The organism is Paramuribaculum intestinale, assembly GCF_003024925.1.
Taxonomy (GTDB): Bacteria; Bacteroidota; Bacteroidia; order Bacteroidales; family Muribaculaceae; genus Paramuribaculum; species Paramuribaculum intestinale.
On sequence record NZ_PUED01000084.1, the window covers coordinates 1 to 11483 of the forward strand.

7 protein-coding genes are annotated in these 11483 nt (G+C 55.1%); 3 read left to right on the forward strand and 4 right to left on the reverse strand.

What is annotated here, in order from left to right; all coding sequences use genetic code 11:
* Both nagB and C5O24_RS07525 read left to right on the forward strand, forming a co-directional pair.
* Positions 1-720, forward strand: a 720-nt coding sequence (nagB, locus tag C5O24_RS07520; RefSeq protein WP_107681666.1) for a glucosamine-6-phosphate deaminase, incomplete at its 5' end; no start/stop codon positions are given.
* A 218-nt stretch (positions 721-938) separates the two neighbouring features.
* Positions 939-2423, forward strand: coding sequence for a Na+/H+ antiporter NhaC family protein (locus C5O24_RS07525; protein ID WP_107035101.1), 1485 nt, complete (start codon positions 939-941; stop codon positions 2421-2423).
* Here the strand turns inward: C5O24_RS07525 and C5O24_RS07530 are convergent.
* The 4 genes from C5O24_RS07530 to gyrA form a co-directional block, all read right to left on the reverse strand.
* A complete protein-coding gene (locus C5O24_RS07530) occupies positions 2395-2952 on the reverse strand; it encodes an NAD(P)H-dependent oxidoreductase (RefSeq protein WP_107035100.1) in 558 nt (185 codons plus the stop codon). The two genes, C5O24_RS07525 and C5O24_RS07530, sit on opposite strands and share 29 nt — an antisense overlap.
* A 109-nt stretch (positions 2953-3061) precedes the next feature.
* The gene (locus C5O24_RS07535) at positions 3062-5107 is read right to left on the reverse strand and encodes a glycoside hydrolase family 20 protein (protein WP_107035099.1); all 2046 of its coding nucleotides are present in this window, start codon (positions 5105-5107) and stop codon (positions 3062-3064) included.
* Between the two features lie 96 nt (positions 5108-5203).
* Positions 5204-6469 carry a tetratricopeptide repeat protein gene (locus tag C5O24_RS07540; protein ID WP_107035098.1) on the reverse strand — a complete coding sequence of 422 codons (1266 nt, stop codon included), beginning with the start codon at positions 6467-6469 and terminating at the stop codon, positions 5204-5206.
* Positions 6470-6534: 65 nt separating this feature from the next.
* Positions 6535-9180: a DNA gyrase subunit A gene (gene gyrA / locus C5O24_RS07545; RefSeq protein WP_107035178.1), complete on the reverse strand. Its 2646-nt coding sequence runs from the start codon at positions 9178-9180 to the stop codon at positions 6535-6537.
* Positions 9181-9463: 283 nt separating this feature from the next.
* Here gyrA and C5O24_RS07550 point away from each other — a divergent pair.
* Positions 9464-11483 (forward strand): ATP-dependent Clp protease ATP-binding subunit (locus C5O24_RS07550; protein ID WP_107681667.1); only part of this gene is annotated, 2020 nt, incomplete at its 3' end.

Sequence of the window (11483 nt, forward strand, 5' to 3'; positions counted from 1 at the left end):
GAACATCCTTTCGTTCTCGGATGCCCTACGGGCAGTTCGCCTCTGGGCATGTACCGCAATCTGATCAAGCTGTATCAGGAGGGTAAGGTTTCGTTCAAGAACGTCGTTACGTTCAATATGGATGAATACTGCGGTATTCCCCGCGACCACGAACAGAGCTACTATACTTTCATGTGGACGAATTTCTTCAGCCACATAGACATTCCCCGCGAGAATGTCAACATCCTCAACGGCAATGCCGAGGATCCCGCCGAGGAGTGCCGCCGCTATGAGGAGAAGATCAAGAGCTACGGCGGCATAGATCTCTTCCTCGGAGGCGTAGGCCCCGACGGCCATATAGCTTTCAATGAGCCGGGTTCGTCGCTGACTTCGCGTACGCGCATGAAAACTCTGACACGCGACACAATCATAGCCAATTCACGCTTCTTCGACAACAATGTCGATCTCGTGCCGAAGACTGCTCTCACGGTAGGTGTGGGCACGATCATGTCGGCCCGCAGCGTGCTGCTTATCGTCAACGGCCACAACAAGAGCCGTGCGCTTCATCATGGCGTGGAGGGCGGCATCAGCCAGATGTGGACTATCTCGGCTCTCCAGATGCATGAGAAGGCGCTCATCGTGGCCGACGAGGCAGCTTGCGAGGAGCTGAAGGTGGGTACTTACCGTTACTATAAGGATATAGAGGCGGCCAATATAGATCCGCAGACTCAGCTGAAATAAACCACGCAACCGAAGCAGGCGGAATATGGCGGGTGGTGTGGAATGACCTGCTGTGATTTCGCCTGCAGCGAAGAATAATGACGGCGTGCAGTGACGATGGTCACGGCGCGCCGTCATGCTTTTTGTGCGTGCTTTTTTGTGTTTGTTTTGAATTTTTATAAAGGAAAATTTGCAAGGGCGGAGGAATCGGTGTAATTTTGTACGCATAAAAATACGGAATGAAATTTACACACAGTCAAACAACGCATAATCCGACACTTGCCGTGTCGCTGATCCCCATATTGGTTCTTTTGATTTCTCTGGCCGTAGTAATCCTTACGCGCGGCGCATCCGACGTGCTCTCGATGGGCTATAAGCTGCTGTTGGGCGCTTCGGCTGTCTGCGTGGCATTGACAATGATCACTACTACACGCAGGTTTAGGGTGCTGATGCTCGGGGTACGCAAGAGCGTCAGACAGATATTTCCGGCTGTGCCTGTACTGCTGTTTATCGGTACGGTTGGAGCGACATGGATGCTGTCGGGTGTGGTGCCCGGCATGATCTACTATGGCGTGAATATGCTAAATCCGGTGATGTTTCTCTTTCTCGCCTGCTCCATATCGGCGGTAGTGTCGGTGATGAGCGGCACGTCGTGGACCACGATAGCCACGATCGGTGTTGCTTTCATGGGTATCGGCACCGTGATGGGATATGACGAGGCCTGGATAGCCGGTGCGGTTATCTCGGGCGCTTATTTCGGCGACAAAGTGTCGCCGCTGAGCGATACGACTGTTCTTGCCGCCTCTTCGACGGGGGTGAAGCTGTTCAGCCACATACGTTCGCTGATGGTGACAACTGTGCCTGCGATGGCGATAGCGCTTGCGGTCTTTGCCTGTGTTGGGCTGATGTCGGGTGTCAGCGGCAGCTTTGATCAGACAGATATATGCGATGCGATCACTTCTACTTTCAATATATCTCCATGGCTTGCGCTGGTGCCGCTGCTGACGATAGCTCTGCTTGCCATGCGCGCGGGCACAACGCTGACGCTTGCGGTCAGTTCAGGTGTGGCTCTGGCAGTGATGTATATCTGTCAGCCTCAGATAGTGGGGATGCTTGCAGGTGATGACGGCGGTGTGATGGCCATGGCCTGTGTCGGGGCGAGGGTGCTGTTTAGCTCCACCGAAGTGTCGACCGGTTCAGCCATGCTGGATCCGCTGGTAGCCACCGGTGGCGTGGCCGGAATGCTCCCTACGGTGTATCTGGTAGGCAGCGCGATGATTTTCGGCGGAGTGATGCTCGGATCGGGAATGCTCGGCGCTATCACGAAGAGTTTTGCCCGGCGTCTGAAATCGACGGGACACCTTGTGGGGGCGACAGTAGGCAGCGGGCTGTTTCTCAACAGTGCCACCGGCGACCAGTATCTGTCGATCATCATAGGCAGCAATCTTTACCGCAATATCTACCGACGGCTTGGTGAGCGGCCTCAGTTGCTCGGACGTGCTCTGGAGGACTCGATCTCCGTGACGTCGGTGCTTATACCGTGGAATTCCTGCGGCATGGCACAGTCGACAGTGCTCGGAGTGTCGACGCTCGCATACGCTCCGATGTGTGTGTTCAACTATCTCAGTCCGCTAATGTCGGTGGCAGTGGCCTACGGCATTCAGGCCATGAGGCGCCGTGCACGCATGTCGTCGGTCAGATCTGCTGCAGTACGCGGCCTATGAAGTCGCGGCGCATGTCGGGTGAACCGGTATCGGTTTCGTCGCAGTTTATCCACCGGCATCCGTTGAATCCCGCAGGCTGCAGGATCATCGGGGCGAAGTAGCCGCTGACAAATGGCGCGAAGTCGACTGAAAGGCCTTCGGAGGTCGTGACGATAAGTGTCCGTTCGACCGACAGTAGTGGCATTATGTCGCCGTTGTCGGTGGTGTCGTAGACAAATCCTTTAATAAAAGTGCGGTCAATAAAACCTTTTAGCATGGCCGGCATCATTCCCCACCAGATGGGGAAGATGTAGATGGCGCGGTCGGTGCGCTGCAGCATTTTGATATAGCGTTTGACCAATGGGTCGTCGGTGTGGCCGGAGCGGTCATCGGCGAGAGTGTCGCGCGTCATTATCGGACTGAAGCCATCGGCATACAGATCGATTACCTGATAGTCATCTCCGCGACCGGTAAGCATGTCGGTTATGGCCGAGAGTATGGCATGGTTGAAGCTTGAGGGGTCGGGATGTGTATAGATGATAGTGATCATGGGTGATATTGTTGATGCAAGAATAGAACAATCCGGCCTGCGTGATGGTTGTGCGCGCAGGCCGGATCCGTGTAGGTCGGTGGCAGTCGGTGTGCCTACTGACGGTAGATCATCTTATGATGATCTCGTCGGTGAACTGACATCCTTCGGTGGATGTCGCGCAGTAACGCACGTAGCGTGCACGTGCGGTGCCACTCCATGAGAATTCCTTGAATGATAGTCCGGTGGAATCTTTCTGTTTGTGTTCGATGGTGGTGAGGGTGGTGAAGTTTTTGCCGTCATCGGAAACGGAGATCTCCACTTTGGCGGGGAACCATACGCCGGGGCCGGTGATCTGCATGAAGTCGGCGCCGACGTATGTGATGTCGGTCGGTTTTTCAAGATCGATGGTGACGTCAACCCGTTGGTCGCCACGATGGAGGAATCCCTGCCAGCGTCCGTCGCCATAGCTCCAGCCTCCACGGAGTCCGTCGGTCAGAGTGGCTTCGCCGGCTGCGTTGTAATTGCTCCACCAGGGTACGTTGTATGTCACTTTCTTGCCTTTTGCCAGATGTTCTGCGGGACGTGTCGACTGGCGTCGGTTGCCGGCCTCGCCTCTGAGGTCAAAGACGGTGTAGCCGTCGCTCTGCATATGGTCGGCAACTTTCAATGCCCGCGGTCTGAATGATTCCCACGAGCGCAAGGCCTGGGGTGTCCATCCGATTTCGGCTATGGCTATCATGCGGGGCCAAAGCATGTATTCGGCATGCTGTGCTGTGGGGACGTATTCGGTCCAGAGGTTGCCCTGTATGCCTGTAATCCATCGGGTGACGTCGATGCCGAGGCTGTCGGGCGCCGGGTCATAGGAGTAGACGCGCTGAAGCGGCAGATATCCGCTGATAGCAACGGGCTGTGTGGCCGGTGCGTCCTGGTAGGAGTCGAGATAGCAGTATCCTCCGGGCGACATGACGGCCTGGTGGCCGCTGCGTGCGGCTTTGATGCCGCCTTCCGTGCCGCGCCATGACATGACAGTGGCATTTGGTGCAAGACCGCCTTCCATGATCTCGTCCCAGCCGATGAGCGAACGTCCTTTGGAATTGAGATATTGTTCGATGCGGTGGATGAGATAGCTCTGGAGCTGGTCGACATCCTTAAGTCCCTCCTGTGTCATGCGTTGGTGGCACAGGTCGCACTCTTTCCATGCTTTTTTAGATGCTTCGTCGCCTCCGATGTGGATGTATTCAGAAGGGAATATGTCCATCACTTCGTCGAGTATATTCTGGAGTATCTCGAATGTCTGTTCGTTGCCGACGCAGACGTCAGGCTCGCCCTTGGGGTTGTGGGTGCAGGATATTTCGGGAAATGTGGCGGTGAGTTCCTCGGAGTGTGACGGCATCTCGATTTCGGGTATGACCGTGATGTATCGGTCGGCGGCATAGCGTACGATCTCGCGTGCGTCGTCTTGTGTGAGGAATCCTCCGTGTGCGTTGAAGTCGGTAGCCTCGGCATAGCGTGCTCCGCCGTCGGTCCATTCTTTCCAGGTGAGTTCGGGGCGCCATGCGGCATACTCTGTCAGGCGTGGATAGCGTTTGATTTCTATGCGCCATCCGGCAGCGTCAGTGAGATGCAAGTGCAGACGGTTGATTTTCAGTCGTGCGAGAGCATCGATCTGTTTTAATATGAATTTTTTGTCGCGATAGTGTCGCGATATGTCGAGCATCATGCCTCTGTAGCCGAAACGGGGAGAGTCGGTGATGTCGACGGCAGTTATGGTGTCGGTTCCGTCGGCGAGCTGTATGAGTGTCTGAAGGCCGTAGAAGAGTCCGGCTCCGGATGTCGCTTCTATGATGGTGGCGTCTGGGGTGACTGAGAGCCGGTAGCCTTCGGGTGAGTCGACTCCGTCGATGTGGCCGACGGTGCGTAGCTGTATCCTGGAGGTGTTTTTGGCGGCGGACGCCGGGAAGTGTCGCCACTCGGTGTCGATGTATCGGCGCAGGCGTTCTGCGTCGTCCTTAGGAGCTTCAATGACAAGTGTTGTCGCCGGCGTGATGATCATCTCACCTGAGGCATCGGTGATATGGGCAGGGAGCGGGGTGACGTCGACGGTTGCGGCGGCGGAAGTGAATGCTGTTGTGGTCAGTAGGGCGGCAATGGCCGCGGATATAAGTATTTTCATGTATTATGCGGGTTTTTATGGCAAACCGGCCGGACGCTCTTGCGGGTGTCCGGCCGGGATATTGTCAGTGTCTATATTTGACTGCGAATGGACTGATCAGCGGTCCTTCCATGTTTCAGCCTGTTCCTCATATCCGGCTCCGAGTCGATAGTAGAGTCGGTAAAGGATCGAGGGGATGTTGGTGAGATTGGTGGAATCGATCTCGTAGGCTTTCTCAAACAGCTTGGCGGCATCGAGCAACAGGGGATCCACCTTGGCTTTGCGTTCGCTTTCGGGGGCGTCGACCATTGACTCGTCGATCTTGACGGCCTGGTTGTAGATCACGCGTGCCTTGTCGTAGTAGTTCTTGCCCTGTGTGGCGTCGATGCTGATGGCTTTGTCGAATGCTTCGATGGCGGCTTCGCTCTTGTCCTGCTGCTCGTAGATCACACCGAGTATGTCGTAGAGCTGGCTCTTGACTGCGGCCATCGAGTCGGGAGTGGCTGCGATAGCTTCGTTGACGAGCTTGTAGCATCCGTCGAAATCGTTGTGCTGGAGGTGTTCGTTGATGAGCTGTCCGACAAACGAAACGTTCTGTGTGCCATACTCGGCATATCCGCGCTTGGCGAGGTCGAGCTGTGCGATGGAGTCGTTGAGACGGCGTGCGGCCTCGATGCCGTAGACGTAGACATCGATGTTTTTGTAGCCGGTCTTTTCGATCTGCGGCACTTTGGCGAGAGCCTCGGCGTTGCGGTCGCTTGAGAGGGCGGCGAGCAGCTGATAATACATGATCTGTCCGACGAGTGTGTCGGCTTCAGCCTTGGGTGCATCGTCGCCGAGCACGCTGCTTGAGGGGAGATTGACGTACATTTCCCAAACGTCGTAGGCTCCGCTATAGTCCTGCACGTCGAAGAGATATATGCCTCCGGTCTTGAGGGATATGTAGTTGTCCTTCATGGTCTTGACCATCTCTTTGACGAGTTTTCCGGGCTTGGCCTTGCCGGTTTTCTTGTCGAGTTTGGGCTCGCCGGTCTTTTTGTCGATCTCTACGTCGAGCGGAAGCGCTTTTATGTAGGAGTTATAGCCCTCGAGCAGTCCGGCTCCGGCAGCCTTTTTCTGGTCGGCCGAGAGCTGTGTGCCGAGTGCTTCCTGCATATATGCGTTGTCGAAGATTCCGAACCCTGCTTTGCCGTTGATGTACCAGGGCATGGCCGTATTGGCGGTCGAGGGGTCCTGAAGAGCGGGCTGGATGGTCTTCTGCACTGCTGCATAGTCAGGCTTTGCCTGATCAAGCATGTGCTTGGCGTCGTTGACCACGTTGGTCTGTGCTGTGGCAGCCATTGCGGTGAAGAGCCCTAAGCCTAAAAGGGAGATTTTCTTCATAACGTTTCAGTTGGTTGAGATAATTATTAAGGTATTGTTGTTTGTTTATGAGGGATCTCGGTCGTTCAGTTGTCGGTGTCGTCGGTTTCATCGTTGCCTTCGATGATCTCTTCTTCGTCGTCATTGACGATGTCGTCGGAGATCTCGTCGATCATTTCGTCGACAGCTTCTTCGATTACTTCGGCCTGCATCTCCACGGTGTCGGTTTCGTGCTCTTCCTCCGGGTCGGTATCGACGCAGCATACTGATGCTATAACGTCGCCACGTTTCTCAAGGTTTATGACACGCACACCCTGTGCGGCTCTGCCCATGACGCGGATGTCGGCCACTCTTACGCGGAGTGTGATGCCCGAACGGTTGATGATCACGAGATCATTGTCGTCGTTGACGCTTTCGATGGCAACGAGCGCTCCGGTTTTCTGCGTGATATTCATTGTGCGCACTCCTTTGCCTCCTCGGTTTGTGATGCGGTAGACATTCTGGTGTTCAACGGTTCCGTCGGGTAGTGTGGCGTCAATGTCGAGCGGTGATCGCTTGCCGTAGCCGTTTTCTGACAGTACCATCACTGTGTTGTCGGTGTCGGGTTCCATGCATATCATGCCGACGAGTGCGTCGTCGTCGCCGTCGAGTGTCATTCCGCGCACTCCGGTGCTGACGCGTCCCATTTCGCGGACTTTGCTTTCGTGGAAGCGTATGGCTCGTCCGTTACGGTTGGCCATGATGATCTCGGAGTTGCCGTCGGTGAGCTCGACAGCGATGAGTTCGTCGCCTTCGCGGATGATGATGGCGTTGACGCCGTTGGCTCGCGGACGCGAGTAGGCTTCGAGCGATGTTTTCTTGATTATGCCGCGTTTGGTAGCGAACACAAGATTGTGCGATGTGACGAAATCTTTGTTGTTGAGTCCTTTGACGCGGATAAACGCTTTGACGGAGTCGCCGGGTTCGATAGAGAGAAGGTTTTGTATGGCTCTTCCCTTGGTGTTTTTGGCTCCTTCGGGTATGTCGTAGACTTTAAGCCAGTAGCACCGTCCGCGGTTGGTGAAGAAGAGCATATAGTTGTGCATCGATGCGGGGTAGATATGCTCGATGAAGTCTTTGTCGCGGGTGTCGCTGCCTTTGGCTCCGACTCCGCCGCGGTTCTGTGCGCGGAATTCGGATAGCGGCGTGCGCTTGATGTATCCGAGGTGGGATATGGTGATGATCATGTCGTCGTCGGCTACTTCGTCCTCCGGGTTGGACTCGCCGGTGAGTCGAGCGTTGATCTCTGTGCGGCGTGCGTCGCCGTATTTGTTACGTATTTCTTCAAGCTCTGTGCGGATGACTGCGCGGCACACCTCGTCGTTGTCGAGTATCTCTTTGAGTCGGTTGATCTCTGCGAGCACTTCGTCGTAGGTCTGACGGAGTTTGTCCTGCTCCAGTCCGGTGAGCTGTTTGAGTCGCATTTCGACGATTGCGGCTGTCTGGCGGTCGGAGAGTCCGAAACGTTCGGTGAGTCGTGCTCTGGCGTCGTCGGTGGAGTCCGATCCGCGGATTATCTTGATGACCTCGTCGATATTCTGCGATGCGATGATGAGTCCTTCGAGTATGTGGGCGCGCTCTTCGGCCTTGCGCAGCTCGAATTTGGTGCGTCGGATCACTACCTCATGGCGGTGTTCGATGAACGCTCCGAGCATTTCCTTGAGGTTGAGGGTGCGTGGACGTCCGTGGACGAGTGCGACGGTGTTGACGCTGAACGATGCCTGCATCTGCGTCATCTTGAAGAGCTTCGTGAGCACTACATTGGGATTGGCGTCGGATTTGAGCCTGATGACGATGCGCATGCCTTTGTAGTTCGACTCATCGTTGATGTCGGCGATTCCGTCGAGTTTCTTCTCGTTGACGAGTTCGGCGATGTATTCGATGAGCTGAGCTTTGTTGACGTTGTAAGGTATCTCGTGTACGATGATGTTGTCGTGCGAGTCGTGGTGCTCTATGTCGGCTTTGGCTCTGATGATGACACGTCCGCGTCCGGTGGAGAATGCGTCGCGTATTCCTTTGGTGCCGCAGATTATGCCTCCTGTGGGGAAGTCGGGTCCGGGGATATGCTCCATCAGCTCCGGTATTGTGATCTCGGGGTTGTCGAGCAGTGCGATGGATGCGTTGATGGATTCCGTGAGGTTATGCGGAGGTATGTTGGTGGCCATGCCTACGGCGATTCCCTGCGCTCCGTTGACGAGCAGGTTGGGGAATCTAGTCGGAAGCACGAGCGGCTCCTGACGTGTGTTGTCGTAGTTGGGCTGGAAGTCGACTGTTTCTGAGTCGATGTCGCTGAGCATTTCTTCTCCGATGCGTTTTAGCCTGACTTCGGTGTAACGCATGGCTGCGGCTCCGTCGCCGTCGACAGATCCGAAGTTGCCGTGTCCGTCGATAAGCGTGTAGCGCATTGCCCACGGCTGTGCGAGTCGCACGACAGTGCCATAGATCGACGAGTCGCCGTGCGGGTGGTATTTACCCATCACCTCTCCGACACAGTTGGCCGATTTCTTGTAGCCGTTGGTTGATGTGTTGCCCATTTCGTTCATGCCGAAGAGCACTCTGCGGTGTACGGGCTTGAGTCCGTCGCGCACGTCAGGTAGCGCTCTGCTGACGATGACCGACATGGAGTAGTCGATATATGCCGACTTCATCTGTTCGTTGATGTCGATGCGGTCGATGCGGTCTTCTTTGATCAAATCATCTTCTGATGCCATAAAGACGTAGGGATATAATTTACGTTGTTTTCCTATTTGTTAAATATCATACAAAGGTAGCGATTATTTTGCAAAAAAGGTGAATCGTGACGAATTTTTTCACGTGATGTGATGTAAAGTTGCCCGTGTTGGCACAATTATTGCTAACTTTACGGCAATATACGAAAACAAATCAAACCGGCATCGGGTGACGGTAGCGAGTCAGGCGAAAAATCCTGTGCGCAGTCAGTGAATGATCATCCGATCCGGACAGAAAGGAAAGCTAATGACAGAAACCAATTTTTCAGCCGAGCTCAAGCAGGTGCTCAACGAGAGCACTCAGCAGGCTTTGCGCCACAATACCGGTGTGATACGTCCGGAGCATATCCTTATGGCAATCATAAGCGATGCTTCCGGCAAAGGGTTCAGACTGGTGGAGCGGGCTTCAGGCAGTAGCTCGGCCTATGAGTTGCAGCAGCATCTCGATAAATATCTCTTTGAATCGGCTCTCGAGAACCATGGCACCGAAGGGGCGACGCCCAGTGTGTCGGTGAGCGACATAGCCAACCGTCTGATAAAGCTCAGTGTGCTCGAAGCGCGTATGCTGAAAAACGATACGGTCGACGTGGAGCATCTGTTGCTGGCCATATTCCATAACCCCGAAACGCAAGCGATGGATTTCATGAATGCATTTATTCAGGCCGGTGTGACGTATGATGCCATCTACAGTCAGCTCACCGGCAAGCCTTCCGGTGCGGAGAGCGCATATACCGGAAGTGACGAGGATGATGAGGATGACGCACCCGATGCTCCGGAGGAGCGTGGTGAGAATCAGCGCTCTTCGTCCCAGCAGCCGAAAGGTCAGGGTGGCGATACTCCTGTGCTCGACAAATTCGGCAACGACATGACACGTGCCGCCGAGCAGGATCGTCTGGATCCGGTGGTTGGCCGTGAGGTGGAGATAGAGCGTCTGGCGCAGATCCTGAGCCGTCGCAAAAAGAACAATCCGGTGCTGATAGGTGAGCCCGGTGTGGGTAAGAGTGCGATAGTCGAGGGGCTGGCTCTTAGGATAGTGCAGCGCAAGGTGTCGCGTGTGTTGTTCGGCAAGCGGGTGATATCGCTCGACATGGCTTCGCTTGTGGCCGGCACGAAGTATCGCGGTCAGTTTGAGGAGCGTGTTAAGGCTATACTCAACGAGCTGGCTAAAAACCGCGATGTGATACTGTTTATCGATGAGCTTCACACTATCGTGGGAGCCGGTAATGCGGCCGGTTCGATGGATGCGGCCAATCTGCTCAAGCCTGCGCTGGCGCGTGGCGAGATACAGTGCATCGGTGCGACGACTCTGGACGAGTATCGCAAGAATATCGAGAAGGACGGCGCTCTCGAACGCCGCTTCCAGAAGGTGATGGTGGAGCCGACAACGCCAGAGGAAACTCTGACGATACTGCATAACATCAAGGACAAGTATGAGATGCACCATAATGTCAGCTATACGGAGAAGGCGCTGGAGGCATGCGTGAGTCTGACAGAGCGGTATGTCACCGACCGGACATTCCCCGACAAGGCCATCGATGCGCTTGACGAAGCCGGATCGCGGGTGCATATCACCAATATAGCAGTGCCCGATGAGATCACTTCCCTCGAGGATGCGATAGCCGAAACGGCCAACAACAAGCTGATGGCGGCCCGTGAGCATGATTTTGAGCGTGCGGCGGAGTACCGCGATGCGGAGAAGCAGCTCAAGGTACGACTCGATGAGGCGCGTTTGAAATGGGAAAAGGATCTTCAGGAGAACCGCGAGACGGTTGATGAGGACAAGGTGGCCGAGGTGGTGGCGATGATGACCGGTGTGCCGGCTCAGCGCATTGCGCAGGCCGAAGGGAAGCGTCTGAAAGAGATGGGGCCGAGACTCAAGGATGCCATCATCGGTCAGGATGAAGCTATAAGCAAGATAGTGAAGGCTATACAGCGCAACCGCATAGGTCTGAAAGATCCGAACAAGCCGATAGGTACCTTCATGTTTCTCGGACCGACAGGTGTAGGCAAGACGCATCTGGCGAAGAAGCTTGCGGAATACCTGTTTGATTCGGCCGATACGCTGATACGCATCGATATGAGCGAGTATATGGAGAAGTTCACTGTGTCGCGGCTTGTCGGCGCTCCTCCGGGATATGTGGGTTACGAAGAGGGTGGACAGTTGACCGAGAAGGTGCGCCGCCGTCCGTATTCGGTAGTGCTTCTCGATGAGATAGAGAAGGCTCATCCCGATGTGTTCAACCTGTTGCTGCAGGTGATGGACGAAG

Coding starts and splice junctions, on each gene's coding strand:
- C5O24_RS07530 (WP_107035100.1), bottom strand. CDS start 2,952: ATGATCACTATCATCTATACACATCCCGACCCCTCAAGCTTCAACCAT.
- C5O24_RS07535 (WP_107035099.1), bottom strand. CDS start 5,107: ATGAAAATACTTATATCCGCGGCCATTGCCGCCCTACTGACCACAACA.
- C5O24_RS07540 (WP_107035098.1), bottom strand. CDS start 6,469: ATGAAGAAAATCTCCCTTTTAGGCTTAGGGCTCTTCACCGCAATGGCT.
- C5O24_RS07525 (WP_107035101.1), top strand. CDS start 939: ATGAAATTTACACACAGTCAAACAACGCATAATCCGACACTTGCCGTG.